We start from the raw sequence: 25,220 nt of genomic DNA on the forward strand, positions 1-25,220 counted from the left end.
ACCAAAACCCATGAGCCAGAAAACCATCGCATTCTTTCCCGAAGCCGCCTTCGGCCCGGCCCTGAACTCCGTCGGCATCGCACAGGCCGTCGAGGCGCGCGGTCACAAGGCAGTCTTTCTTTCCGATCCCGGCTTTGTCGAAGTCTATGAAGGCTACGGTTTCGAGGCTCATCCGGTGAACCTGTCCGAACCGATGCCGCCCGAAGAGATGGCGAAATTCTGGGAGGATTTCATCAACGGACACATCCCCAACTTCTCGAAGAAGCCGATCGACCAGCTCGACAACTACGTAAAGGAATGCTGGGAAGCTATCGTGGACAGCGCGAAATGGGCACAAAAGGACCTTCCGGGCGTTCTTGCGAAGATCCAGCCCGACGTTATCTGCGTCGACAACGTGATCCTCTTCCCGGCGATCAAGCAATTCGGCAAACCGTGGGTGCGGATCATCTCGTGCTCCGAAAACGAGATCGAGGACGAGGCGATCCCACCCCACCTTTCGGGAATGAGCGAGAATGACACAGAGGGTCACAAGGCGTTTCGCGCTCGATTCCACGAGGTGATCAAGCCGATCCATGATGATTTCAACGAGTTCCTGAAAACGACCGGCGAGGATCCCTACGAAATCGGCGAGTTCTTCGAGGCATCCCCCTACATGAACCTCCTGCTCTACCCGGAACCGGTCACGTACACCCGCGCCAAACCCCTCGACCCCGCGCGTTTCCAATACCTCGAAGGCTGTGTCCGGAAGGACGATCCCTATACTGTGCCGGAATTCGCCACAAACAACGACGGACCACTGATCTACGTCTCTTTCGGCAGCCTCGGCGCCGGAGACACCGACCTGATGAAGCGCATCATCGCGGCAATTGCAAAAAGCCGGTTCCGGGCCCTGGTCAACGTCGGCGACTACAAAGATGCCTACGACGACATCCCGCCGAATGTGCATATTGAGGGTTGGTATCCCCAGCCCTCCGTGATCCCGCTTGTCGATGCTGTCATCCACCACGGCGGAAACAACTCGTTCACCGAATGCCTCTACTTCGGCAAGCCGTCCATCATCATGCCCTATGTCTGGGACGGGCACGACAACGCCATGCGGGTGCAGGAAACCGGTCACGGCTTCAAACTCGATCGCTACGAGTGGACCGAAGAAGAACTGCTCGAAAAGATCGAGGCCATGCTTGCCGACGATGCAATGGCGGCCCGTCTGGCCAAGACCTCGGCGCATATGCAGTCGCAGAACGGGCCGGAAAAAGCCGCCGGTCTGATCCTGGATCTTGCGGAGGGAGGCGCATGACCTCGGTTCCCCGAATCCAGAATCCGCTGACGGAAAACAATCTGGTCGACTGGGGCGAAGTGCCGACGATGATCGACGGCAAGTCACTCACCTCCGGGAAACTCATCCACAAGGGGCCCGAGGGGCAATCAGAATGCGGCATCTGGGTGTGTACGCCCGGAACATGGGCGTGCCATGTCACCCGCGATGAATTCTGCCACTTTCTCGCGGGTCGCGCGACCTACGAACACGAAACCGGCGAGATCATTGAAATCCGGCCGGGCACCGCGGCCTTCTTCCCGGAAAACTGGAAGGGCACCTGCACCGTCCATGAGACTGTTCGCAAGGTCTACATGATCCGATGACCGGTTTCGATCCTATGCGCCCCGCATGGTACCTTGTGCCGGAGTATCACCCGGCAGAAGAGGCGCGGGCGGTTCTCGATCCGGGAACGCTTCTTGAGGTCGGGCAGCGTGCGATCTGCGGCTCTGGTGAAACCGAAAGCGCGCTTGCCGCTGTCACCGCAGCTCAACGCAACTGGGCCCGCTTCGATTCACGCAGCCGCGCCGCCGCGCTGCACGGGATCGCGGCACATATCGAACAAGACGACCTGACCGAGGTCGCCCGTCTCATGACGCTCGAGATGGGAAAACCCTACCCCGAGGCCGTCGGCGAACTTGCGAATTGTGCCTCGATCTTCCGCTATTACGCCGAACTGTCCCGTGATGATGCCGGGAAGATCGCCGGCACAACGCAGGCCGGCTCGTTCCAGTATGTCCGCTACGAACCTCTGGGGGTGTCGGCCCACATCATGCCGTTCAACTTCCCCGTTCTTCTGATGTGCTGGACAGTCGCCGCATCGCTGGCCGCGGGGAATGGCTGTGTGGTCAAACCGGCCGAAGCGACCACGCTTTCGACCCTGCGTTTCATGAACGTCTTCCGCGATCTGCCACCCGGCCTTCTTTCCTGCCTGCCGGGTGGGCCGAACTTGGGGCGCGCGCTTGTCGAAAGCCCGAACACTCACGCCATCGCCTTCACGGGCTCGGCCGCGACCGGCAAGGCCGTCGCGTCTGCGGCCGGTGCCCGCCTCAAACCCGCGATCATCGAAGCAGGCGGGTCCGACGCCCTAATCGTTACGGAACATGCCCCGCTCGATGTCGCCGCCGCCGGTGCCGTCACCGCTGCTTTCCACATGTCTGGCCAGGTCTGCACCTCCGCCGAGCGGCTTTTCGTTCACGAGAAGGTCTTCGATGCGTTTCTGGAGCGCTTCACCGCGGAAACCCGGCGGCTTCGCATCGGCCACGGCCTAGAGACCGCCGAAATCGGCCCTCTCGTGAGCGAGGCTGCCCGGGCAAAGGTTATCCGGCTCGTCGAAGACGCGCTCGGGAAAGGCGCAACACTTCACTGCGGCGGCCGCATCCCGCCCGATCGCGAAACAGGCTGGTTCTACGAACCAACGATCCTTTCTGACTGCACTCCGGACATGGCACTCCTGAAAGAGGAATGTTTCGGTCCCGTCGCATCCATCACCAAAGTCGGTTCCCTCGACGAGGCCATAGAGCGCGCAAACGCCTCCGAATTCGGACTGGGCGCATCGCTGTTCACCACCTCTCTCGAAGAAGCGATGGAGGCCGCGGATCGCATCGAAGCGGGGATGGTCTGGGTCAACAACCCACTGATCGACAATGACGCCCTGCCGTTCAGCGGCTGGAAGAACTCAGGAATGGGCCGAGAACTCAGCCGTCAGGGTCTCGATGCCTTCCGGCGCTCCAAGATGGTTATCCTCGACCATAAGCCGGTGCGGCAGGACTGGTGGTATCCCTATCCCGACGACTGGTTCTACGGCTCTGGCGGACGCGGAACGGAGTAAGCGCATGGGATATCGGATCGCTCTTCTCGGAGGCGCCGGAATGATGGGGCGCGGAATTGCACGTGATCTTCTGTCAGATCTGGCGATCGTTCCTATCGACGAACTGAAGATATGCGACATGACGGAAGGCGGAATGGCGGCTCTTGCATCCGAACTTTCCGACGTGCGCCTTTCGACGCATCCAACGGATGTCACCGACGCCACCGCTTTGGCCGGCTCCCTCACCGGGGTCGACATCTGCATCAACGCCGTGCCCACGCTGGCCGGTCACCAGATGCGCATCTTCGAAGCGGCCCGCGCCGCCGGGGTCGACTATTGCGATCTGGGCGGGCTTGGAACATTCACGGTCCGCCAGCTCGAACACCGCGATCGATTTCGCGAAAGCGGTGTCACTGCCGTGCTCGGCATCGGGGCCGATCCCGGGCTTTCGAACGTGATCTGCCGCGCAGTCGCCGACAAGCTCGACACGATCGACAGCATCCACCTCTACTGGGCCGCAGAACTTGTCGGCCCGGAGAACCCGATCCTCGTTCCGCCCTATTCCGTATCAACGGTTCTTGCAGAATACGCGAACCCCAGCACGCAGTTCGTAGACGGCGCACACGTCACCTGCCCGCCACTGTCAGGCCAGCAAATCATCGATCTCCCCGAGCCCTGGGGCCGATGCGACTTCATGTTTTCTCCGCACTCCGAGCAGCTCACGGTGCCCCTTGCCCCGGGAATCGCCGAAAAGGGTATTCGCGATTTCACCTGGCGACTCCATCTCCCGCACCGCGAACACGAGGCCTGGATTGGCCTCGTGAAGGCCGGATTCGGTGAGTTCGACCGACCGGTTCAGATCAACGGCACCGATGTCAGCCCGCTCGATCTTCTGAACGCGGTGATTGCCCGGAACATCGCCGAAAACTCCGACAAGATCCCCGATCAGGAAAGCCACGAAATTCATTTCGCAATCGGAACGGGCACGATCGGCGACGCTCCCGCGACCGTGCGTTGCGAGGCTATCGTTCGGCCCGATCCGATCTACGACGGATATGTCGATGCGGCCACCTCGATGAACGCCTCGATCGCGGCACAGCTCATGCTCCTTTCGGATCCGAAACCAGGGGTCTGGGCGCCGGAAAGCTACTTCGATCCGGAAACTTACTTCGCAGAGGCCAGAAAGCGGAAAATCACCATCTCACTCGAGGTTACGCACTAGAGGCCGCCTATCCGCCCCGGTAGACGTGAACAGAACACGCCGCATGCCGCGTGACACGCGCCGCCGTGCTGCCCAGAAGATAATCCGCCAGTCCGGGTTTGTGCGATCCCATCACGATACAGTCGACCCCGTGCTCTTCCGCATAGCTCAGGATCGTACGGCCCACATGGCCCTGGATAAGCGCCCGTTCCACCCCGGCGGCGCCGCCGAGCTTCTCGTCGAAAAGCGCTTTGGCCCTTTCCGTCCCCTGCTGCAAAAGGTCTTCGCGCAGCCGCGCATTCGCAGTACCCTGCGGTTCCTCCAGAACATGCAGCGCGGTTATTTTCGCGCCGGGCGAACTGATCATGCGCGCGATTTCAAGCGTCTTCTCAGACACGTTGTGATCAAGCGCCATGGCCACGAGAATGTTTCCGTACATGACGTCTCCTTCCTTCAGCTTCGGTCTGCCGCTCATGAACCCGCCCCGACGCTCGGTCAGCCACCGACCTCTTTCCGATTGTGTCGGATCGATGAGTAAAGCGCGTATCCGATCAATAAGACGCCGATCAGGCCGGTCAGCGTTTCGGGAACGTGTACAAGCGATTGCAGGAACATGATCAGCGCAAGTGCGAAGATCGAATAGAATGCGCCATGCTCGAGATAGCGAAAGTGCTGAAGTGTTCCCTTCTCGACCAGCATGATCGTCATCGAACGCACATACATGGCGCCGACGCCAAGACCGATCGCGATCAACAGGATATTGGTCGTAAGGGCAAATGCCCCGATCACCCCGTCGAAGGAAAAACTCGCGTCAAGGACTTCGAGATACAGGAATGCCCCCATCCCGCCTTTCGCACCAAGCTGGGTCATGGATTGCGACGACTGGTCGAGAAACGTGCCCAGCCCATCGATAAGCGTAAACGTCAGAAGCCCCATGATCGACGAAAACAGGAAAGCAGATCGGTGATCCTCCGCCAGGGCACGGGTGATCAAAAGAACGATGATCAGAACGAAGGCGATCTCGAAACCGCGGATCGATCCGCACCGCCGCAACCTCCGTTCTATGGCCTCGATCCAGTCGATCGATTTGTCCTCATCCACGAAGAACTTAAGCGCCACCATCATCAGAAACGTCCCGCCGAATGCCGCGATCGGCCCATGGGCATGCGAAATGATCGCAGAATACTCCTCGGGTTCCGCCAGCGCGAGACGCATCGCTTCGAACGGGTTCACCCAAGCAAAGATCGCGACGATGGCAAGCGGAAACAGAATGCGCATCCCGAAAACAGCTATCAGAATGCCCCATGTCAGAAACCGCCGGCGCCAGACCGGCGTCATCTCTTCCAGCTTGTTGGCGTTTACGATCGCGTTGTCGAATGACAGCGAAATCTCCAGCGCCGCCAGCACTGCCCCGATCAGCAGGAAGGACATGACCGCGCCGAGGGTCTCCTCCGTCTCCCATCCAAGCCAGCCCGACAGCGCCAGTCCGATCACCGTTACGATCAAGGACCACTTGAGATAGGAGATGGCGCTGCGCCGCTGATCCATCCGGTCATCCACCCACGAGCTTGGGTAACCAGAGCGCAATCCCCGGGAAGATGAAGATCAGGATAAGGCCGATCACCTGGATCACCATGAACTGCATCATTCCAAGGTAGATATCGCGCAGATCCCATTCGGGAACGACCCCTTTCAGGAAGTAGGCCGACAACGCCACGGGGGGACTGAGCCACGCGGTCTGCAAATTCACCGCCACCAGGATCGCGAACCAGACCAGCAGGTCATTCTGGCTTTCAAAGCCCAGATCCAGCGACGTAACCGTCGGGATCAGGATCGGCACGATGATCAGAACGATCGGCACCCATTCCAGCGGCCAACCCAGCAGAAAGATCAGCGCCATGATAAGGATCAGCACGAGGATCGGCGACATATCGAGGCTAAGCAGAAGCTCGGTCAGCATCTTGGGCGTGCCGAGATTCGAGAATACCGCACCGAAAAAATTCGACGCCGCGACGAGGAACATGATCAGCACCGTGATCTCGAGCGACTTGATCAGCGCATCGTAAAGCCCCGGTATCGTGAACTTGCGGTACAGCATCGACAGAAGCACGGCACCGAACGCACCGCAGGCGGAAGCCTCCGCTGGTGTCGCCCAGCCGGCCAGGATCGATCCCAGCGCGAAGGCGATCAGAACCGTTGGCGGCACAAGGCCCATGAAGAACTCGTACCACAGCGGCGAGAAATAGAAGCCGCCCGGGCGCGCCCTGTCCAGCCACGTGTAAACCGCATACATCACTCCGATCCACAGGACCGGAACGATGATTGCACCCAGTAGGAAACCGAACCCATCGGTGATCCCCTTGGTGATCAGCCAGATCAGGAAAATCAGCGAGGCCATCACGAGGATCACCTCGAGGATGTAGAACCGCGATGTCTCGGGCTGCTCGTCCGGCGGCAGGATCGGCCCCATCGACGGGTCAAGCCAGCACCGCCCCAATGCATAAAGCAGATACAGACCGGCCAGCATCACACCGGGAATGATGGCGGCACGAAATAGGTCGGTCACCGGAACTTCCAGAACCGGCCCCATCACGATCAGCATGATCGAAGGCGGGATAAGAATGCCGAGCGTACCGCCCGCCGTGATCGTGCCCGCCGCCAGCTTCACGTTGTAGCCAGACTTGTTCATCGTCCGCGCTGCCATGATCCCGAGAATCGTGACCGACGCCCCGACAATCCCCGTGGCCGCCGCAAAAATGGTCGAGACAAAAAGCACCGCGATGAACAGCGCCCCGCGCGTCCGGCTCATCATCATCTGCACGGCCTGGAACAACCGTTCCATAAGACCGGCCTGCTCCATCACGATCCCCATGAAGATGAACAGGGGCACCGCAACCAGTTGGTCGCTCAGCATGACCGAGTTGGTCTGCAGCGTCATGAGGAACGTCGCCAGCTTGAAGTTTGCGCCCCAGGTACCGAAGACGAACCCAAGGAAGATCAGCGTGAAGGAAATCGGGAAACCGACGAAGATCGCGAAAAGCATCACGGCAAGCATGATCAGTCCGATCGTCGGCTTCTCGATGCCCGGCCCGCTTCCGAAGACGGCCTCCCAATAGTCGCCAACCGGCACGAGATCGGGGAAGAAAACCCCAAGCGTGATGATCGCCAGCGCGACGAGGTACACGGGGAATATACGCAGGAAGATGCGTTCACGATCCTTGCCCATCTGGTGTAACGCCCGGAAAAGCTCGGGAAACCCCTGCAACAGCAGCAGAAAGGCACCGACCGGCATCGCAAGACGCGCGGGCCACAAAAGCGGCGCCCAGGTCGAATCCGAAGCTCTCTCACCGGTCAGGAACGCTTTCAGGAAATACTCACCAGACACCCAGGTGAAGAACAACATCGCCGGAATGTAGAACGCCATGTAAAGCGTTGCATCGACCGTTGCCTGCGTCTTCAGAGACCAGTTGCGATAAAGAAAATCGGCGCGGATATGCACGCCGCGCATCAGCGCATAGCCTGCAGCGGCCATGAACAGCACGCCACCCAGCATCCGGCTAACATCATAAACCCAAAGCGTCGGTCCGAAACCCCAGGCGATTGCGGTTTCCGACATGCCGTTCTGGCTGAGGATCGCGAACATGTTGCGCGAAAAGACTTCGAAGACGATTGCAACGATCAGCGGGATCATCAGAACGCAGATCAACCGTCCCGCCCAAAGGTTGATCACGTCGATCGCCGCCGTGATCGGCCGCTGCCAAGGGGTCATGTCGTTCGGCGTCTGTCCCGGTTTCTCGGCCCGCCGTTCGGCTATCAGCTCGTCGGTGATGTCCAGGTCGCCCGGATTCACTTCATCGGCCATCCCACATGTCCCCGTCGTCTTGTTATGAGTTATGAAGGCCCCGGCGCTGACGCCGGGGCCCGTTGTCGGAACGACCCTACTTTAGGCTATCGGCGAAAGCCCGGCCCAGATTGGCATTCGAGGTTTGGGCGCCCGCCCAGAACGGCACGGCGATCTCGGCGAAATCCTTCTGGCTCTGCCAGACCTTCGCGAAGAACTCGTTCTCCGCCGCGTTTGTCTCGAGCGCGGCCTTGGCGGCCTGCATGTACTCCGTGAAGTAGTCTTCCGGGGTATCATGAAGGATCACGCCGTGGTTCTCCGTCAGATCCTTGAGCGCCTTGCCGTTCTCATAGATCCGGTAGGACATGGCCTTGGAAAGCGAAGCATTCGCCGCCACCTCGATCGCCGTCTTCTCGGCTTCGGTCAGCGAGTCATAGACATCGCCATTGATGTAAAGGTCGGCGTTCACGACCACCTGGTGCAGGCCTTGCAGGTAGTAATGCTTCAGAACCTTCTGGAAACCGAAGACCGAGTCGGGCTTCGGACAGCACCACTCCGCCGCGTCGATCGTGCCCTTCTCAAGCGCCGGCAGGATGTCGCCACCCCCCATGGCAACCGAGGCAACGCCGATATCCTTGTAGGTCTGCCCAGGAATGCCCGGCGGGGTGCGGAAGCGGTACTTCCGGAAATCATCCATGCTCGCGATCGGCTCCTTGAACCAGCCAAGCGCCTCGGGGCCAACCGGCTGTAGCATGAAGCCTTTCACGTTCACGCCCATCTCGTCCCAAAGCTGGTCGTAAAGCTCCTTACCGCCTCCGTACTGAAACCACGACACGAATGCGATGTTGTCGATGCCCACACCGGCGCCCGCCACGGGGGAGCCGAACAGCATGGCTGCCGGATGTTTGCCCGACCAGTAATGCGTCCAGGCAAACCCGCCCTCCAGCAAACCGCTATCGACGGCATCGAGCGTTTCCTGAACCCCGACGACCGCACCGGCCGGCAGGATCTCGAATTTCACCGACCCGCCGGTAAGGCGTTCGACATCATTGGCGAAATCCTGAAGCATGAACACTTCGTCCGCCTGCGCCGGGATCACCGACTGGACGCGGATCACGGTTTCGGCCATGGCGGCCGAGGCCATCAGGGCGAAAGCCGCAGCCCCCGTCGCCAAGGTTTTGAGATTGAACATCTGTGTCCTCCCTATCTCAGTTGCCCTCTCCGTTCTTGTGTCACCCGGGGTAGAAGGCTCAGCCCCGAGTAACGTTCGTGCGAGCCCCGCAGGGGGCCCGTAAGTCAGGTCAAGCGCGCGCGTCCTCCAGAATCATGCTGCTGGCCTTTTCACCGATCATGATCGCCGGCGCGTTGGTATTGCCGCTCACGATCTGCGGCATGATCGAGGCATCGGCCACCCGAAGACCTTCGACTCCACGCACCCTCAGACGCGGATCGACAACTGCCTTGTCGTCGATCCCCATCTTGCACGTCCCGGTCGGGTGATAGATCGTCACCGCCGTCCGGCGCGCCCAGTCAAGCGTGGCCTGTTCGTCGTCGAACGCCACGCTTTCCCCAGGTGCGTATTCTTCCGTTACATGCGACTTCAGCGGCTCGAACCTCGCGATCCGCCGTGCAACCTGAATGCCTTTCACGATGGTCCTGCAATCGGTATCGGTCGCGAGGTAATTGGGGTGGATCAGGGGATGATCGTCCATATTCGCCGAGCGGAGCTCGAGGTGGCCCGCGCTTTCGGGCCTGAGTTGCAGGACCGAAGCCGTAAAGGCCGAGAACCGGTGAACGCCCTCGCCCGGACTGTCTGCGCTGAAAGGCTGGATGTGGAACTGAATGTCCGGTGTTTCGAGATGCGGTTCTGTCTTCAAAAAGGCCGTGCCCAGACTCGCCGCCATGGTCATCGGCCCGGTCTGGGTCAGAACATACCGCAGCCCGATAAGCGCCTGCTTGAAGATGTTGTCGGTCTCGACGTTGATCGTGCTGAGGTCCGTCTTGAAAACCGGACGGGCCTGCAGATGGTCCTGCAGGTTCTTCCCCACCCCCGGCAACTGCACCGACACCTCGATGCCATGCGGGGCCAGATCTGCAGCATCCCCGATCCCTGACAACATAAGGATTTGCGGCGAACCGATCGCCCCAGCACTCAGGATCACATCGCGCCGGGCGCGGATCTCGGTCATCTCTCCCTTGATACGCGCCCGGACGCCCACTGCCCTCCGTTTATCCAGCAGAACCTTTTCGGTCTGTGCATCCGTCAGGACGGTCAGGTTCCTTCGCCCCCGCGCCGGCCTAAGATAGGCGACGGCCGAAGAACAGCGCCGCCCCCCGATCATGGTCAGCTGGAAATACCCAACGCCCTCCTGATCGGCATCGTTATAGTCCTCCGTGCGCCGGTAACCCGCAGCCACGGCGGCGTCGACCCAGTGATCCACGATCTCACGCCTGAGCCGCGACGTCTGGACAGACAGCGGCCCGTCCGTTCCTCTGAGATCGGTTCCATTCCGGCCCTTCCACGTTTCCGATCTTTTGTAGAATGGCAGGACATCCTCCCAGGACCAGCCGGTGCACCCAAGCTGCGCCCAGTGATCGAAATCCTGCGGCTGACCACGCACGTAGAGAAGCCCGTTGATCGAACTCGACCCCCCAAGAACCCGGCCACGGGGCCACGAAATCGATCGCCCGGCGATCCCGGCATCAGCTTCGGTCCGGAAGCGCCAGTCTGTCTTGGGGTTCCCCATCGTCCGGAAATAGCCGACCGGCACATGGATCCATGGGTCCGTATCCGGTGGACCGGCCTCAAGCAGCGCGACCGTGTACTGCCCAGTTTCCGAAAGCCTGCTGGCCAAAGCACAGCCGGCAGAGCCCGCGCCAACGATGACGAAGTCAAACTCTACAGCCCCACCCTCCCTAGGTCAAAAAATGAGACTTTTTGTCTCGATTTTTGCTTGAAAACCACGCTACTATGATTCGCGCGCAATACAACGCTGAAATCGCCCCATGCCAGACGCCGAACGCATACCCACCAATCTCAGGACACTCCTGATCCTCGAGATCCTGGGGAAAAGCGACGGCGCAATGACTGCGACAGAGATCAATGAAAATCTTGGTCTCCCGAAGCAGACAGTGCACCGGCTCTGCACCACACTTGAGAAAAACGGCTTCATCGTCCGTCAGGGCAACTCCAGGCGCTTCCTGCCCGCGCGGCGGCTGCGCGATCTCGGGGCCGGGATCCTCCACAACTCCCGCCTTCACATCGCGCGCCGGCAGATCCTGAGGGAACTGGCGCAGGAGGTGGGCGAGACGGTGAACTTCGTCGTACCCGAAGATGACGGCATGAGTTATGTCGACCGGGTGGAAACCGACTGGGTCATCCGAATTCAGCTTCCGATCGGAACCCATGTTCCATTTCACTGCACTGCGAGCGGCAAGTGCTTCATGGCCAGCCTCGCACCTAAAGCGCGCAAGCGCTTCGTCGACGCCCTGAAGTTGAAACCCTTGACGCCTAAGACGCACACAGATCAGGCGGCACTTTTGACGGATCTCTCTGCCATAGCCGATCGCGGCTACTCGCTTGATGACCAGGAATTCATCGATGGCATGGTCGCGATCGCGGTTCCGGTTCGCGATCCGGAGGGCAGGTTCATGGCCGCCCTTGCCTGTCACGGCCCCACACAGCGGATCTCGATACAGGACGCCGTTGCTCGCAAGGATGTGCTTCAGAACGCCGCGCGGCGCCTCAGCGAAACGATCCTGGTTGCCGAATAGGCATTGCGCGAAAAGTGGGCCGCGGCGCGTGCAAAGGCAGCGCCGCGGCCTGTCTTGTTATGCCGCCAGATCGAACCGGTCAGCGTTCATGACTTTGCTCCAGGCGGCCACGAAATCGCGCACGAACTTCGCGGCATTGTCGTCCTGAGCATAGACTTCGGCGTAAGCCCGCAGGATCGAATTCGAACCGAAGACGAGGTCGGCACTCGTCGCCGTCCACTTCAACTCACCGGTCTTGCGGTCGCGAATCTCGTAGGTGCCGTCCGCCTCGACCGGATGCCAGCTATAGGCCATGTCGGTCAGGTTGACGAAGAAATCCGGCGTCAGCGCACCAACCCGGTCGGTGAAAACGCCATGGGCGGAACCGCCATGGTTCACACCGAGAACGCGCATACCGCCCACGAGCACCGTCATTTCCGCAGCCGTCAGGCCAAGAAGCTGCGCACGGTCGAGCATCATTTCCTCTGGGCTGACCGCGTAGTCCGTCTTCTCCCAGTTGCGGAAACCATCGGCGAGCGGCTCCAGCACATCGAACGAAGCGGCATCCGTCTGCTCGTCGGTCGCGTCGCCCCGACCCGGCGCAAACGGCACGGTCACGTCGTGACCGGCGGCCTTGATCGCCTGCTCCAACCCGACATTACCCGCCAGGACGATGACATCCGCCACCGAGGCCCCGTTCGCCGTGGCGATCGGTTCGAGAATTCCAAGCACCTTGGCCAGACGCTCGGGCTCATTGCCCTCCCAATCCTTCTGTGGCGCAAGGCGAATGCGGGCACCATTGGCGCCGCCCCGCTTGTCGGAGCCGCGGAAGGTCCGCGCACTGTCCCATGCGGTGGCGATCATCTCGGCAGGCGTCAGGCCGCTCTCCGCAATTTGCGCCTTCACCGCATCGACGTCGTAATCGGTCGGACCTGCAGGGATCGGATCCTGCCAGATCAGATCCTCGGCAGGTACATCCGGCCCGAGATAATTCGCCTTCGGCCCCATGTCGCGATGGGTAAGCTTGAACCACGCACGCGCGAAGGTATCGGCAAAGTACTCCGGATCCGCCATGAACTTGCGGCAGATCTCATTGTAGATCGGGTCAACCTTCATCGCCATGTCGGCATCGGTCATGATCGGGTTGTGGCGGATCGAGGGATCGGTCGCATCAACCGGCTTCGCCTCTTCGGGCATATCCACCGGCTCCCACTGCCATGCGCCAGCGGGCGATTTCTTCAGCTCCCACTCGTAGTTGAAGAGGTTGTCGAAATATCCCATGTCCCACTGCGTCGGATGCTTCGTCCAGGCACCCTCGATGCCGGAAGTAAAGGCATTCGCCGCCTTTCCTTCAAGGCCAGGGTTCGCCCATCCAAAGCCCTGCGCCTCGATCCCGGCCGCTTCCGGCTCGACGCCGATCGCATCGACCGCGCCACGGCCATGGGCCTTGCCAACCGTGTGGCCGCCGCAAGTCAGCGCCGCGGTCTCTTCGTCATCCATCGCCATACGCGCGAAAGTCTCGCGAACATGAAGCGCGGTGCGCGCCGGATCCGGCTGACCGTTCACACCTTCAGGGTTCACATAGATCAGGCCCATGTGCACGGCCCCCAGCGGATTCTCCAGCGTCGAGGGGTCTTCCAGATCGCCATAGCGGTTTTCGCTCGGCGCCAGCCACTCGCTTTCCGAACCCCAGTAGACGTCGGTTTCCGGGCCCCAGATATCCGCGCGCCCAAAGCCGAAGCCGAACGTCTTCAGCCCCATCGACTCGTACGCCATGTTGCCCGCGAGAATGATGAGATCGGCCCAGCTCAGCGCGTTCCCATACTTCTTCTTCACCGGCCAGAGAAGACGCCGCGCCTTGTCGAGGCTCGCGTTGTCCGGCCAGGAGTTGAGCGGCGCGAAGCGGATGTTGCCCGATCCGGCACCACCGCGCCCATCAGACATCCGGTAGGAGCCGGCCGAATGCCACGCAAGCCGGATCATCAGGCCGCCGTAGTGGCCCCAATCCGCCGGCCACCAGTCCTGGCTTTCGGTCATCAGCGCCTTCACATCGGCCTTCACCGCATCGAAATCGAGCGCCTTGACGGCCGCCCGATGGTCGTAATCTGGGTCCATCGGATTGGTCCGCGCACCGTGCTGGTGCAGGATGTCGAGGTTCAGCGCGTTGGGCCACCACTTGGTGACGGGCTTGTCCATGGCGGTATTGCCGCCGTGCATTACGGGGCAGCCAGTGGGGGCGACGTTGTTTCCGTCCATGAGAATCTCCCTAACCTGAATGGGCCACCTCAGGGCGGCCTTGGAATGGTTCTAAAGTAGCCTTTTCATTAATCCCAATTGAATATTCTAACTGGACTGATAATTTTTCCTTATGATTGGCCTTACGCTAAAACATCTCCGTTATCTCGACGCCCTCGCACGTCACGGGCATTTCGGTCGCGCCGCCTCCGCCTGCTCCATCACTCAACCGGCATTGTCCATTCAGATCAAAGAGCTGGAAGCGATGGTCGGCACGCCACTCGTCGAACGCGCCGCCCGTCAGATCCGCCTGACCCCGCTCGGCGAGGATTTCGTCAGTCGCGCGCGCAAGATCCTGCTCGACGTCGAAGAACTGGAAGATCTCGCCCGCGCCGCCACCGCGCCGATGGCAGGCCGCCTCCGTCTTGGCGTGATTCCCACCGTGGCCCCCTATTTCCTCCCTGAAATCATCACTGCCCTGTCTCAACACTTTCCAGATCTCGACCTGCAGCCTCGGGAAGCGATCACGCCGGCCCTGATAGAAAGCCTCCGCGAGTCTCGCCTCGACGTCGCCATCGTTGCCCTCCCGATGTCAGAGCCTTCGTTCCGCGAATTCGCCCTCTTCGAAGAGGAATTCGTTCTGGTACGCCCCGCAGAACAGGCCGGACGTCCGGTTCCCCGGCCAGACCTTCTGCACGAGATGCGCCTGCTTCTGCTGGAAGAAGGGCATTGTTTCCGGGATCAGGCCCTTTCCTTCTGCAACCTGGCCCCCAGCAAACCGCGCCAGTTGATGGAAGGAAACTCGCTGACGACTCTGGTGCAGATGGTCAGCTCCGGGATGGGGGTCACGCTGATCCCCGAAATGGCGATCCCTTTGGAAACGCGCTCGGCCGAGGTTGCGATTTCCCGCTTTCCTGCTCCTAAACCCAGCCGCACGATCGGCATGGTCTGGCGCCGAACCAACCCACTCGCGGACCGGCTCATGAAAATCGGTGCGATCATCCGTGGGGCGGGTCAGGCAAAGCGAAGCCAGATCGCCGGAGCCGTCTGATCACACCTCAGAAACTACTGCGATGCGTATCGCCGCTCGTACGCATGAACTCCCGGAACGTCTTCGCCGCCGGCGGCAGATCCACGTTCACGGCCCAGGCCAATCCGACGTCCATGGTCGGCACCGGGCTCGCAAGATCCACGGCCTCGACCCGAAGCCCCTCCAGCGACCACGGTCGATACACCATGTCCGACAGAATGGTGACGCCCATGCCGCTCGCCACCATCGACCGGACCGCTTCTACCGAAGATGTGCGCATGAGGGTCTTCGGCCGCACACCCGCCTGGTTCCAGTAGCGCTGTGCAGTGTTCGACGCCTCGTCCACGGTCAGCATGATGTAGGCTTGGGTCGCCACATCCGCGAGCGAGATCGACTCGCGCTCCAGAAAACCGTGCCGGGTGCCGAGCCAGAGCCGCCGGGAAGAGCGGATAAGGGTTTCGTACGCAAGCGCCTCCTGATCCGCGATGTTCGACGTCAGCAGCACCGCGATGTCGTACTGGCCCGACTGCAGCCCGGATTCGATATCCGTCCGACTCGCTTCCACAGGCTGCAACTCGATACCCGGATAATAGCGCGTGAAACGTTCAAGATGCGGCGGAAGGTAATACCCCGCGACCGTGTATGTCATCGCGATCCGAAGTTTTCCGGTCAGTGTCGTGCGCACCGAACGCGGTGCGTGCACTGCCTCATCCACGGTGGCGAAGATGCGGTGGGCGTGCTGAAGGAAGATCGTCCCATCATGGGTCAGCGACACGCCCCGCACATGGCGGCGAAACAGCGGACACCCCACAATGTCTTCCAGTTGGCGGATCGCCGTGGTGATCGCGCTCTGCGATACGTTCAGGTCGCGCGCCGCCCGCGAGATCTGCCCTGCATTCGCGGCCGCGATGAAGTAGCGGATTTGCCTGAGCGAAGGGTCCATCTGTTTTCCAGAAAGCAGCTATCGGATTTTCCAAGGTTAACTTGGCTGACAGAACAGCCAGGTGTCAATATTCGGGAACGGCGCGGGGGCGAGAATAAAATATACTTATTACAATTACTTGCCAAACTTCCGCCGCCAGTCGCACGCCTTCGCGCACCCTGTGGATGAATCACAGTGCCATCAAAAATTCCGATAAACAAACTGATAAGTTTGAATTTGTCATATCTCGGGCCCGCGCGCAGGATGACAGCCATAGAAACGAGGCCGCAAAGGCCGTCGCTTCCCATGGAGTCCAATCGGGAGTTGAATTCATGAACATTCGCCACATCGCCACGATCACCGTGTCGGCTTTGGCTCTGTCTTCCGCCGCTGCCACGGCGCAGGATGCCTGGTATCCCTACGCGGTCGAAAGCTGGGAGCCGGCCTTCGACATGTCGAGCCCGCGCACCTCGATCGATTACGTGCCGCTCGAGAAGGCCAGTCAGGCGTGGGAGATCTGCGTCTCCTTCCCGCACATGAAAGATGCCTACTGGCTCGGCGTGAACTACGGCGTCGCCTCAGAAGCCGAACGGCTTGGCGTCAAGATGCAGCTTGTCGAAGCAGGTGGTTACACCGAACTCAACACCCAGATCAGCCAGATCGAGGATTGCGTCGCCGCCGGCGCGGATGCCGTCGTGATCGGCGCGATCTCGTTCGACGGCCTCAACAACCTCGTCAGCGAAATCCGCGGCCAGGGAATTCCGGTGATCGACGTGATCAACGGCATGTCCTCGCCGGAACTCAGCGCCAAATCTCTCGTCTCCTTCGGCGAGATGGGCGCAAAGGCGGGTGAATTTCTTGCGACTTCGCATCCTGATGGCGACCCGGTCAAAGTGGCCTGGTTCCCGGGTCCGGCGGGCGCTGGCTGGGTCGAGGCCGGCAACGCGGGCTTCCTCGCCGCGGCAGAGGCCGGTGCGGTCGAGGTCGTCGATACCTTCTACGGCGACACCGGCAAGGAAGCCCAATCCAAGCTCGTCGAGGATGCGCTCGAAACCTATCCCGATCTTCAGTACATCGCCGGCACGGCGGTGACGGCCGAGGCTGCTGTCCCGATCCTCCGCGCCCGCGGGCTGACTGATCAGGTCAAGGTGATCTCCTACTACTTCACGCCGGGCGTCGACCAGGGCATCAAGCGTGGCCAGATCCTCGCGGCCCCCACCGACTCCACCGTGATCCAGGGCCGGATCGCCATCGATCAGGCGGTGCGCATTCTCGAAGGGCAGGACTACCACAAGCACGTCGGCCCCGCCCTCTATGTCGTGACGACCGACAATCACGCGGATTTCGATCCCACGTCGACGCTCGCGCCACAGGGCTTCAGCCCGGTCTTCCGGGTGGAATGATCGCTCTATGAGCACGCCCGCACCGCTTCTCGCCACCCGGGGCCTGACCAAGGACTATCCCGGCGTGCGCGCCCTCGACCGCGTCGATTTCGATCTCCGCGCGGGCGAAGTGCACGTTCTCTTCGGTGAAAACGGTGCGGGAAAATCCACGCTCATCTCCATGCTGTCCGGCGCGAACACTCCCAGCGCCGGACACATCGAGCGCGACGGAGAAGTCGTTGCTTTCAACTCGGTCCACGACGCCCGCGATCACGGCGTCTCGGCCGTCTTCCAGGAATTCTCGCTGATCCCGCAGATGACCGTCGAGGAAAACCTGTTCCTCGGCGCCGAGCACTGCAAGGGCATCTTCCTCGACCGATCGGATATGCGGCGCGAAGCCGAACGCATCCTGACCGAACTCGCCTTCGATCTCCGCCCCGACCGCAAGGTCCAGCATCTGAGCCGGGCAGAACAGCAGATGGTCGAAATCGCCAAGGCATTCCGCTCTGACCTGTCCGTTCTGATCCTGGACGAACCGACTGCAAGCCTGACCGATCATGAAACCGATCAGCTGTTCCGGCTCATCGAAGACCTGACCGCACGCGGCGTCGGCATCATCTACATCACCCACCGTATGGCCGAGATCCGCCGCATCGGCGACCGGATCACCATCCTGCGCGACGGCAAGTTGATCGATACGATCGGTGTCGACGAAGCCGACGAGGACAGGTTGGTGGAACTGATGACCGGCCGCGAAGTCGGCGCGATCTTCCCCGAGATCTCTCTCGCCCCGCCGGGCGAAGAAATCCTCCGTCTCGACGGAGTGTCAACGCCCTCCGGCAGCGTCATCGACCTCTCCCTTTCGGTACGCCGGGGCGAGATCGTGGGTCTCGCGGGCCTCGTAGGGTCCGGCAAGTCCGAAGCGATGCAGGCCGCTTATGGCGCGCTCCCCGTCTCCGCCGGAACCGTCAGCTACAAGGGGCGCGACGTCACCGGTCACACGCCCGGCGCTGCGATCCGCGACGGCTTCCTCTATCTTCCCGCCGATCGCCACGACGAAGGCCTTCTCATGGTTCGCCCCGTTCGTGAAAACATGTCGCTCGCGTCGCTTGACGTGGCCCCGTTCCGGCGCGGCATCTTTCTCGACCGCGGAGGAGAACGCCGCAAGGTGGCGGAACTGGCCGAACGGCTGAACCTGTCACCCAACCAGCCCGAACGCGCGGTTGATCACTTCTCGGGCGGAAACCAGCAGAAGGCGATGCTGGCGCGCAGCCTCACCCGCAAGGTTGACCTCGTCGTATTCGACGAGCCGACGGTAGGCGTCGACGTGGGCACGAGGGCGGCAATCTACCGCTTCATTCTCGAACTCGCCGAGGCGGGCGCCGCCGTGGTCATCGTCTCGTCCGACCTGCCTGAAATCCTGAATCTCGCAAGCCGGGCCTACGTCTTCTATCGTGGCCAGATCCAGATCGAGCTTCGCGGTCCGGACCTCACAGAAGAAAACGTGCTCGCCAATTTCTTCGAACGGGAGAGCGCCTGATGGCCGATGCCACCTCCACCCAGAATTCCGGCGGTGCGGGCGACTGGCTGAAGCGCCTCTTCGTCAGGCTCGGCATACTGCCCTTCCTCCTGGTCATCGCCGTCATCGTCTTCTCGCTCATGTCAGACAATTTCCTGACGGGGCGAAACCTCATGAACGTGCTGCGCCAGTCGGTCTACCTGACGATCGTGGCCCTCGGCCAGATGTTGGCGCTTCTGACAGGAGGCTTCGATCTCTCGGTCGGCACGATCCTCGCCCTCGCCTCGGTGGTGGGGGCAATGGTCATGGCCTCGATCTACGCCGCGATGCCTGATGCTGTGTTTCTCGCGATCACGCTCGGCTTTCTCGCCGGGGTCGCTGCAGGTACAATGATCGGTGTCGCGAACGCCGTGGGCGTGGCCTATTTCAATGTCTCGCCCTTCATGATGTCGCTTGGCATGGCCTCGGTCGGCTTCGGCATCGCGCTCTATCTCACCGGCGGCGTCCCTGTGTACGGTATGCCGGTCGAGTTCGGAGATATCTTCGGATTCGGCACGATGCTGGGCGTGCCCACGCCGGTCTGGGTCGCAGGGCTTCTGATCGTGCTTCTGTGGGTTCTTCTCTACCAGACACCCTATGGCCGCTACTTCTACGCCGTGGGCGGAAACGCGAAGGCGGCGCGCCTCTCGGGCATCAACGTGCGCGGCACGCTTTTCGCCACCTACGTGCTCTGCGCCGCACTTGCGGCAACCGCCGGCATGCTCCTGACCGCCCGCCTCGACACAGGCGAGGCGAATATCGGCGCCTCGATGCCGCTCGAAAGCATCGCCGCTTGCGTCATCGCCGGTGTCAGCCTGCGGGGCGGCATCGGGCGGCTTGAAAACGTCGTTCTGGGCGCGCTCTTTATCGGGCTCGTCCAGAACGGAATGAACCTCGCGCGGATCGAAAGCTACCTCCAGACGGTCGTTCTGGGCGCGCTCCTGATCCTCGCGGTGATCGCCGATCAAATCAGGCTGCGCTATGTCGCATCACTGAAGGACTGAGGGAGGACAAGGACATGGCGGATCTCAACTGCGACATGGGCGAAAGCTTCTCGCTCTATCACATGGGCAACGATGCTGAACTCATGCCCTATATCGACCAGGCAAACGTGGCCTGCGGCTTCCATGCCAGCGATCCGAACCACATGCGCACGACGGTGGAACTCGCGGTAAAGCACGATGTACGTATCGGCGCCCATGTCTCGCTCCCCGATCTCGCCGGCTTCGGGCGGCGAGAGATGAAGATCGAGGAAGAGGAGATGCTGAACATCATCCTCTACCAGATCGGCGCGCTCGACGCCTTCTGCAAACAGGCCGGCACCACGCTTGCCCACATCAAGCCGCACGGCGCGCTCTACGGCATGGCGGCCCGGCAAGAGCCGATCGCCCGCGCGGTGGCCCGCGCCTCGGTGATCTATGGGCTTCCTGTCATGGGCATCGCGGGCACGCTCCACGAAACCGTCTATGAGGCGGAAGGTGCAGGCTTTATCGCCGAATTCTTCGCCGATCTCGATTACAGCGACGAGGGCGGCCTCATCATCACCCGCGAACACGACGCGGTCGACCCGGCGCTGGCGGCCGAACGCGCCCGCCGCGCGGTAGAGGATGGCAGCCTCGAAACGGTAGGCGGCAAGTCCCTCCCCGTCCGGGCAGAAACCGTATGCATTCATTCGGACACACCGAACTCACGGGATATCGCGCAAGCCGTCAGCGCGGCCCTGTCGCAACTGAAAGCCGCTTGAGCCTCAAGAAGGAGAGACAGCATGGCACATGAGATCAAATCCCCGATCCCGGGTACCTTCTACCGCAAACCCTCACCGGAAGAGCCGCCCTACAAGTCGGAAGGCGACTCCGTGGCCAAGGGTGACACCATCGGCCTCGTCGAAGTGATGAAGACATTCCACGAGGTGAAGGCCGACGGCGAAGGCACCGTATCCTCCTTCGGTGTCGAGGATGGCGCGCCGGTGATGGCCGGACAGGTTCTCGCGGTGCTCGACTGATGCCGATCAGGAAGCTCCTGGTCGCCAATCGCGGCGAGATCGCGGTGCGCGTGATCCGCGCCGCGCGTGACCTCGGCATCGCGACGGTACAGGTGCATTCGGATGCAGATGCCGAGATGCTGGCGGTCCGCATCGCGGACGAAGCGGTCAATATCGGCCCGCCCCAGGCCGCGAAATCCTATCTGGATACGCAGGCGATCCTGAAGGCCGCGAAAGACACAAGGGCTGACGCCATCCACCCCGGCTACGGCTTTCTGTCCGAAAATGGATCCTTCGCCACGGCCGTGGCCGATGCCGGCCTGATCTTCGTCGGGCCAAGCGGCGATACCATCAACCTGATGGGCGACAAGGCCGCGGCGCGCGTGCAGGCGGCCAAGGCCGGCGTTCCCACGGTGCCCGGCAGCGACGGGGTCATCTCTGATATGGACGAGGCGGCCCGCCTCGCCGCCGAAATTGGCTTCCCCGTCATGATCAAGGCCGCGGCCGGTGGTGGCGGGCGCGGCATCCGTATCGCGGAAAACGCCGAAGAGTTCCGTAAACTCGCCCCCCAGGCCTCCTCCGAAGCCAAGGCCGCTTTCGGCGACGGTGGCATCTACATCGAAAAGGTGATCGAAAAAGCCCGCCACATCGAGGTTCAGATCCTCGCCGACGGCATCGACGCCATCCATTGCTGGGAACGCGAATGCTCGCTCCAGCGCAGGCGCCAGAAGGTCTGGGAAGAGGCGCCTTCCACCGCTCTCGACCCGGATACGCGCGAAAAGCTCTGCACGTCCGCCGCCGATCTTGCCCGATCTGTCGGCTACAAGGGCGCGGGCACCGTCGAATACCTCTTTGACGACGCAACCGGCGATTTCTACTTCATTGAAATGAACACCCGCATTCAGGTCGAACACCCTGTGACGGAAATGATCACCGGGCTCGATCTCGTTGGCGAGATGATCCGTATCGCGGCCGGCGAACCCCTGCGCTTCACCCAGGCCGACATTGCCGCGCGGGGCCACTCCATCGAGGTTCGCCTCAACGCCGAGGATCCGGCCAACAACTTCATGCCCTTCCCCGGCATGATCTCAGGCCTCGACATCCCCACCGGCCCCGGCGTGCGCTTCGATCACATGCTCTATCACGGCTACGGCGTGCCACCGTTCTACGACTCTCTTCTGGGCAAGCTGATCGTCCACGGCGAGAACCGCGAGGCTGCGCTCACGCGGCTCGGACGGGCGCTGGCCGAGCTCCGGATCGACGGGCTCACCACCACCGCGGCGCTTTTCGAGGCACTGCTGACGGCCGACGACGTGCGTTCGAATATGGTTCACACGAAATGGCTCGAGCCCTGGCTCGAAGCCAACACCGACACCATCGCAAAGCTACAACTGACGGAGGGAGACACAGCCGCATGACATGCCGATACACCTTTGGCGGGGACGAGCACATATTCGTCGAAGTCGACGAAGCCATGTCGCTCGAGGCCTTCTTCGTCTCCCTCGCCATCACCAACGCGGTCCGTGACGCCAAGATCGACGGCGTGACCGAGATCTGCCCGGCCAACGCCTCGTTCCAGATCAAATTCGACCCCGACGTCATCCATCCCGAAAAACTCCTCGGCATGCTGAAGGAGATGGAGCAGGAGGCGGAGCGCGCGGAATCGAAGCTCAACACCCGGATCATCGAAATCCCGGTCCACTACCAGGATCCATGGACGCACGAGACGCTGATGCGCTTCCGCGAGCGCCACCAGGATCCGAACGCCACCGACATCGAATATGCCGCGCGGATCAACGGCTACGACGACGTGGCCTCCTTCATCGACGCGCATTCCGGCGCGCCGTGGTTTGTGTCGATGGTTGGCTTCGTCTCGGGCCTTCCGTTTCTCTACCAGATGGTCGACCGGCCCCGTCAGATCGAGGTGCCCAAATACCTTCGGCCCCGCACCGACACGCCGAAACTGACGGTGGGCTATGGCGGCTGCTTCTCATGCATCTATTCGGTCAGGGGCGCGGGCGGCTACCAGATGTTCGGCATCACGCCCATGCCCATCTACGACCCCCAGCAGGAAGTCAGCTATCTCAAGGATTTCATGGTCTTCTTCAAACCGGGCGATATCGTGAAATGGAAACCGATCAGCCGCGAGGAATACGACGCGGCGGTGGAAGACGTGCAGGCGGGCCGGTTCGAGCCGCGGATCGCCGACGTCACCTTCGATCTCGAAGCCTTCAACGCCGATATCGACGGCACCAACGCCAAACTGATGGAGGCCCTCTATGCCGGTTAATGTCATCTCAGCGGGCATCCTGACGACGATCCAGGATCTTGGCCGTCCGGGCTACTATCACCTCGGCATACCCGTGGGCGGGGCGATGGATCGCCTCGCACTGCGCGCCGCCAACATGCTCGTCGGCAACCCCGAGGATGCGGCAGGGCTCGAATGCGTCTTCATGGGGCCAGAACTCGAATTCACCGAAGATGCGACGGTCGCCGTCTGCGGTGCCGATCTTCCCGCCAAGGTCAACGGAACCGAGCAACCTGGCTGGACGGCCTTCGACGTGAAGTCGGGCGATGTACTCAGCTTCGATTTCCTCCGCGGCGGCGCGCGCGGCTACATCGCGATCTCGGGCGGCATCGCCACGGCCCCCGCACTCGGCAGCCGCTCGACCTATGCCATCGGCGCGCTCGGCGGCTATGAGGGTCGCGCCATCCAACCCGGCGACACGCTGCCGCTCGGCGCAGACAAAGCATCGGGCCGCGCCGGAAAATCGGTGCCGGAAAACCTGCGCCGTGGCCCGGGCTCCAGCGCCGAACTCCGGATGCTGCCGGGCCTCTACTGGCACCGCATCACGGAAGCGGCGCAAAAGGCTTTCTTCGAAGATACGTGGAAGGTCGCGAACGAGGCCGACCGCATGGGCTATCGCTTCCAGGGCGGACGGCCGATGGAATTCGTCGAACGCGAACAGCCCTTCGGCGCTGGCTCCGATCCGTCGAACATCACCGATGCCTGCTATCCCTACGGCTCCGTACAGGTCCCCTCGGGAACCGAGCCCATCATCCTTCACCGCGACGCGGTGTCGGGCGGCGGGTACTTCATGATCGGCACGATCATCTCTGCAGACATGGATCTGATCGGTCAGCTTCAGCCAAATACCGAAACCCGCTTCGTGGAAGTCGACATGGATGGGGCGCTCGAAGCCCGCGCCCGCCGCAAGGCCATCCTCGCGGCGATCCGCGACGCGCTCTGAACAAGAAGGAGACAGCAAGGTGTCCGACACGATCCAGCAACCGACCCTCCGCACGGCCTTCGGCCCGCGCGGCCTGACGATGTCGATCCTCATGGTCGTCGCAGGCAGCGCACTCATGACGCTCGCGGCGAAGGTGCAGGTGCCCTTCTTCCCGGTGCCGATGACGATGCAGGTGCTCGTCGCTCTTCTCATCGGCGCGGCCTACGGGCCACGGCTCGCGGCCGTCACCATCGGCGCCTATCTCGCCCAGGGTGCCGCCGGTCTCCCTGTCTTTGCCGGGACGCCCGAAAAGGGGATTGGCCTCGCCTACATGGCCGGTCCCACGGGCGGTTATCTCCTCGGCTTCCTCCTCGCGGCCATCACGACCGGCTGGCTCGCGGAACGCGGCGGCGACCGGGGGCCGTTCCGCCTCGCGCTCACCGGCCTCTCAGGGATCGCGGCGATCTACGTCCCCGGCCTCCTCTGGCTCGGCACACTCATCGGCTGGGATCAGCCGGTGCTTGTCTATGGCCTCTGGCCCTTTGTCCCCGCCGAGATCCTGAAGCTCGCGCTCTTCGTGGTCATCGTCCATCTCGGCACCGGCGCGCTCCGGCGGCGCTGACAGCGATGTGCGAGGCCACGGGCACCGCGACGGGCACCGTTCTGATCGAGAACGAAACCGTCCGCGTGACCGAGTGGCATTTCGCCAGGGAAGGCGACAACACGGGCTGGCACCGCCACGAATTCGATTACGTGGTGGTGCCACTCTTCGACGGTCAGCTTCGGATCGAGGCACCGCGGGGTCAGATGTCACTCGCCGATCTCCGAAACGGCGTGCCCTATTACCGAAACGCCGGCGTCGAACATGACGTGATCAACGCCAACCCCTTCCCCTGCCGCTTCATCGAGGTCGAAATCCTCTGACAGAGCCTTCGGTGGACAGCGCCCCCTCGCGCCGCATA

Annotated in this window: 23 protein-coding genes; 16 read left to right on the top strand and 7 right to left on the bottom strand. The window is 61.8% G+C overall.

Going from position 1 to position 25,220, the window contains the following annotated elements:
• Window positions 1-10: 10 nt before the first annotated feature.
• From RXV90_RS17900 to RXV90_RS17915, 4 genes are read left to right on the top strand one after another with little or no spacing between them, the layout of a single operon-like run.
• Entirely contained in the window at window positions 11-1,297 is a 1,287-nt protein-coding gene (locus RXV90_RS17900) for a glycosyltransferase (protein WP_316650294.1), read from the top strand.
• The gene (locus RXV90_RS17905) at window positions 1,294-1,641 is read left to right on the top strand and encodes a cupin domain-containing protein (protein WP_316650295.1); all 348 of its coding nucleotides are present in this window, start codon (window positions 1,294-1,296) and stop codon (window positions 1,639-1,641) included. The genes RXV90_RS17900 and RXV90_RS17905 overlap by 4 nt, the downstream gene beginning before the upstream one ends.
• Window positions 1,638-3,146, top strand: coding sequence for an aldehyde dehydrogenase family protein (locus tag RXV90_RS17910; RefSeq protein ID WP_316650296.1), 1,509 nt, complete (start codon window positions 1,638-1,640; stop codon window positions 3,144-3,146). Before RXV90_RS17905 ends, RXV90_RS17910 begins: the two co-directional genes overlap by 4 nt.
• Before the next feature lie 4 nt (window positions 3,147-3,150).
• A complete protein-coding gene (locus tag RXV90_RS17915; protein ID WP_316650297.1) occupies window positions 3,151-4,347 on the top strand; it encodes a saccharopine dehydrogenase family protein in 1,197 nt (398 codons plus the stop codon).
• A 7-nt stretch (window positions 4,348-4,354) separates the two neighbouring features.
• On the opposite strand, the gene RXV90_RS17920 is transcribed toward RXV90_RS17915, so the two are convergent.
• The 5 genes from RXV90_RS17920 to RXV90_RS17940 all read right to left on the bottom strand — a co-directional run bounded on the left by RXV90_RS17920 (window position 4,355) and on the right by RXV90_RS17940 (window position 11,052).
• Entirely contained in the window at window positions 4,355-4,801 is a 447-nt protein-coding gene (locus RXV90_RS17920) for a universal stress protein (RefSeq protein ID WP_316650298.1), read from the bottom strand.
• 20 nt (window positions 4,802-4,821) lie between these two features.
• A complete protein-coding gene (locus tag RXV90_RS17925) occupies window positions 4,822-5,874 on the bottom strand; it encodes a DUF475 domain-containing protein (protein ID WP_316650299.1) in 1,053 nt (350 codons plus the stop codon).
• Window positions 5,875-5,878: 4 nt separating this feature from the next.
• On the bottom strand, window positions 5,879-8,188 hold the full coding sequence (locus tag RXV90_RS17930; RefSeq protein ID WP_316650300.1) for a TRAP transporter large permease subunit: 2,310 nt from the start codon (window positions 8,186-8,188) through the stop codon (window positions 5,879-5,881).
• 76 nt (window positions 8,189-8,264) lie between these two features.
• A complete protein-coding gene (locus RXV90_RS17935) occupies window positions 8,265-9,359 on the bottom strand; it encodes a TRAP transporter substrate-binding protein (RefSeq protein ID WP_316650301.1) in 1,095 nt (364 codons plus the stop codon).
• Window positions 9,360-9,468: 109 nt separating this feature from the next.
• Window positions 9,469-11,052: a GMC family oxidoreductase gene (locus RXV90_RS17940; protein WP_316650342.1), complete on the bottom strand. Its 1,584-nt coding sequence runs from the start codon at window positions 11,050-11,052 to the stop codon at window positions 9,469-9,471.
• Window positions 11,053-11,173: 121 nt separating this feature from the next.
• Between RXV90_RS17940 and RXV90_RS17945 the strand changes: the two genes are divergently transcribed.
• Window positions 11,174-11,941, top strand: coding sequence for an IclR family transcriptional regulator (locus RXV90_RS17945; RefSeq protein ID WP_316650302.1), 768 nt, complete (start codon window positions 11,174-11,176; stop codon window positions 11,939-11,941).
• A gap of 57 nt (window positions 11,942-11,998) precedes the next feature.
• Here RXV90_RS17945 and katG read toward each other — a convergent pair whose 3' ends face one another.
• Window positions 11,999-14,176: a catalase/peroxidase HPI gene (gene katG / locus RXV90_RS17950; protein WP_316650303.1), complete on the bottom strand. Its 2,178-nt coding sequence runs from the start codon at window positions 14,174-14,176 to the stop codon at window positions 11,999-12,001.
• A gap of 112 nt (window positions 14,177-14,288) precedes the next feature.
• Here katG and RXV90_RS17955 point away from each other — a divergent pair, with 112 nt between their 5' ends.
• The gene (locus RXV90_RS17955) at window positions 14,289-15,206 is read left to right on the top strand and encodes a hydrogen peroxide-inducible genes activator (protein ID WP_316650304.1); all 918 of its coding nucleotides are present in this window, start codon (window positions 14,289-14,291) and stop codon (window positions 15,204-15,206) included.
• A 7-nt stretch (window positions 15,207-15,213) separates the two neighbouring features.
• Here RXV90_RS17955 and RXV90_RS17960 read toward each other — a convergent pair whose 3' ends face one another.
• Window positions 15,214-16,128 (bottom strand): LysR family transcriptional regulator, encoded by a 915-nt coding sequence (locus tag RXV90_RS17960; RefSeq protein ID WP_316650305.1) that lies wholly within the window; start codon window positions 16,126-16,128, stop codon window positions 15,214-15,216.
• 311 nt (window positions 16,129-16,439) lie between these two features.
• On the opposite strand from RXV90_RS17960, the gene torT reads away from it, so the two are divergent.
• Genes torT through RXV90_RS18010 form a run of 10 tightly spaced genes read left to right on the top strand, consistent with a single transcriptional unit; the run spans window position 16,440 to window position 25,182 of the window.
• On the top strand, window positions 16,440-17,510 hold the full coding sequence (gene torT / locus RXV90_RS17965; protein ID WP_316650306.1) for a TMAO reductase system periplasmic protein TorT: 1,071 nt from the start codon (window positions 16,440-16,442) through the stop codon (window positions 17,508-17,510).
• Between the two features lie 7 nt (window positions 17,511-17,517).
• On the top strand, window positions 17,518-19,029 hold the full coding sequence (locus RXV90_RS17970; RefSeq protein WP_316650307.1) for a sugar ABC transporter ATP-binding protein: 1,512 nt from the start codon (window positions 17,518-17,520) through the stop codon (window positions 19,027-19,029).
• Window positions 19,029-20,051 (top strand): ABC transporter permease, encoded by a 1,023-nt coding sequence (locus tag RXV90_RS17975; RefSeq protein ID WP_316650308.1) that lies wholly within the window; start codon window positions 19,029-19,031, stop codon window positions 20,049-20,051. The genes RXV90_RS17970 and RXV90_RS17975 overlap by 1 nt, the downstream gene beginning before the upstream one ends.
• Window positions 20,052-20,065: 14 nt before the next feature.
• Window positions 20,066-20,791, top strand: coding sequence for a 5-oxoprolinase subunit PxpA (pxpA, locus tag RXV90_RS17980; protein WP_316650309.1), 726 nt, complete (start codon window positions 20,066-20,068; stop codon window positions 20,789-20,791).
• 21 nt (window positions 20,792-20,812) lie between these two features.
• Window positions 20,813-21,049, top strand: a complete 237-nt coding sequence (locus RXV90_RS17985) for an acetyl-CoA carboxylase (protein ID WP_316650310.1) — start codon at window positions 20,813-20,815, stop codon at window positions 21,047-21,049.
• Window positions 21,049-22,446 carry an acetyl-CoA carboxylase biotin carboxylase subunit gene (locus RXV90_RS17990; protein ID WP_316650311.1) on the top strand — a complete coding sequence of 466 codons (1,398 nt, stop codon included), beginning with the start codon at window positions 21,049-21,051 and terminating at the stop codon, window positions 22,444-22,446. Before RXV90_RS17985 ends, RXV90_RS17990 begins: the two co-directional genes overlap by 1 nt.
• Window positions 22,443-23,318, top strand: coding sequence for a 5-oxoprolinase subunit B family protein (locus RXV90_RS17995; protein ID WP_316650313.1), 876 nt, complete (start codon window positions 22,443-22,445; stop codon window positions 23,316-23,318). The genes RXV90_RS17990 and RXV90_RS17995 overlap by 4 nt, the downstream gene beginning before the upstream one ends.
• Window positions 23,308-24,279, top strand: coding sequence for a 5-oxoprolinase subunit C family protein (locus RXV90_RS18000; protein WP_316650314.1), 972 nt, complete (start codon window positions 23,308-23,310; stop codon window positions 24,277-24,279). The genes RXV90_RS17995 and RXV90_RS18000 overlap by 11 nt, the downstream gene beginning before the upstream one ends.
• A gap of 19 nt (window positions 24,280-24,298) precedes the next feature.
• Window positions 24,299-24,880 (top strand): biotin transporter BioY, encoded by a 582-nt coding sequence (locus RXV90_RS18005; protein ID WP_316650315.1) that lies wholly within the window; start codon window positions 24,299-24,301, stop codon window positions 24,878-24,880.
• Between the two features lie 5 nt (window positions 24,881-24,885).
• Complete coding sequence (locus tag RXV90_RS18010) at window positions 24,886-25,182, top strand: cupin domain-containing protein (protein WP_316650317.1); 297 nt, start codon at window positions 24,886-24,888, stop codon at window positions 25,180-25,182.
• Window positions 25,183-25,220 lie beyond the last annotated feature (38 nt).

The organism is Ovoidimarina sediminis (assembly GCF_032586175.1).
GTDB classification, from domain to species: domain Bacteria; phylum Pseudomonadota; class Alphaproteobacteria; order Rhodobacterales; family Rhodobacteraceae; genus Ovoidimarina; species Ovoidimarina sediminis.

Excerpts from the sequence above, each read along its gene's own strand:
- RXV90_RS18010 (WP_316650317.1), top strand. The coding sequence starts at position 24,886 with ATGTGCGAGGCCACGGGCACCGCGACGGGCACCGTTCTGATCGAGAAC.
- RXV90_RS17970 (WP_316650307.1), top strand. The coding sequence starts at position 17,518 with ATGAGCACGCCCGCACCGCTTCTCGCCACCCGGGGCCTGACCAAGGAC.
- RXV90_RS17990 (WP_316650311.1), top strand. The coding sequence starts at position 21,049 with ATGCCGATCAGGAAGCTCCTGGTCGCCAATCGCGGCGAGATCGCGGTG.
- torT (WP_316650306.1), top strand. The coding sequence starts at position 16,440 with ATGAACATTCGCCACATCGCCACGATCACCGTGTCGGCTTTGGCTCTG.
- katG (WP_316650303.1), bottom strand. The coding sequence starts at position 14,176 with ATGGACGGAAACAACGTCGCCCCCACTGGCTGCCCCGTAATGCACGGC.
- RXV90_RS17900 (WP_316650294.1), top strand. The coding sequence starts at position 11 with ATGAGCCAGAAAACCATCGCATTCTTTCCCGAAGCCGCCTTCGGCCCG.
- RXV90_RS17945 (WP_316650302.1), top strand. The coding sequence starts at position 11,174 with ATGCCAGACGCCGAACGCATACCCACCAATCTCAGGACACTCCTGATC.
- pxpA (WP_316650309.1), top strand. The coding sequence starts at position 20,066 with ATGGCGGATCTCAACTGCGACATGGGCGAAAGCTTCTCGCTCTATCAC.
- RXV90_RS17925 (WP_316650299.1), bottom strand. The coding sequence starts at position 5,874 with ATGGATCAGCGGCGCAGCGCCATCTCCTATCTCAAGTGGTCCTTGATC.
- RXV90_RS17905 (WP_316650295.1), top strand. The coding sequence starts at position 1,294 with ATGACCTCGGTTCCCCGAATCCAGAATCCGCTGACGGAAAACAATCTG.
- RXV90_RS17915 (WP_316650297.1), top strand. The coding sequence starts at position 3,151 with ATGGGATATCGGATCGCTCTTCTCGGAGGCGCCGGAATGATGGGGCGC.
- RXV90_RS17955 (WP_316650304.1), top strand. The coding sequence starts at position 14,289 with ATGATTGGCCTTACGCTAAAACATCTCCGTTATCTCGACGCCCTCGCA.
- RXV90_RS17920 (WP_316650298.1), bottom strand. The coding sequence starts at position 4,801 with ATGAGCGGCAGACCGAAGCTGAAGGAAGGAGACGTCATGTACGGAAAC.
- RXV90_RS17995 (WP_316650313.1), top strand. The coding sequence starts at position 22,443 with ATGACATGCCGATACACCTTTGGCGGGGACGAGCACATATTCGTCGAA.
- RXV90_RS17930 (WP_316650300.1), bottom strand. The coding sequence starts at position 8,188 with ATGGCCGATGAAGTGAATCCGGGCGACCTGGACATCACCGACGAGCTG.
- RXV90_RS17910 (WP_316650296.1), top strand. The coding sequence starts at position 1,638 with ATGACCGGTTTCGATCCTATGCGCCCCGCATGGTACCTTGTGCCGGAG.
- RXV90_RS18000 (WP_316650314.1), top strand. The coding sequence starts at position 23,308 with ATGCCGGTTAATGTCATCTCAGCGGGCATCCTGACGACGATCCAGGAT.
- RXV90_RS17975 (WP_316650308.1), top strand. The coding sequence starts at position 19,029 with ATGGCCGATGCCACCTCCACCCAGAATTCCGGCGGTGCGGGCGACTGG.
- RXV90_RS17960 (WP_316650305.1), bottom strand. The coding sequence starts at position 16,128 with ATGGACCCTTCGCTCAGGCAAATCCGCTACTTCATCGCGGCCGCGAAT.
- RXV90_RS17985 (WP_316650310.1), top strand. The coding sequence starts at position 20,813 with ATGGCACATGAGATCAAATCCCCGATCCCGGGTACCTTCTACCGCAAA.
- RXV90_RS17935 (WP_316650301.1), bottom strand. The coding sequence starts at position 9,359 with ATGTTCAATCTCAAAACCTTGGCGACGGGGGCTGCGGCTTTCGCCCTG.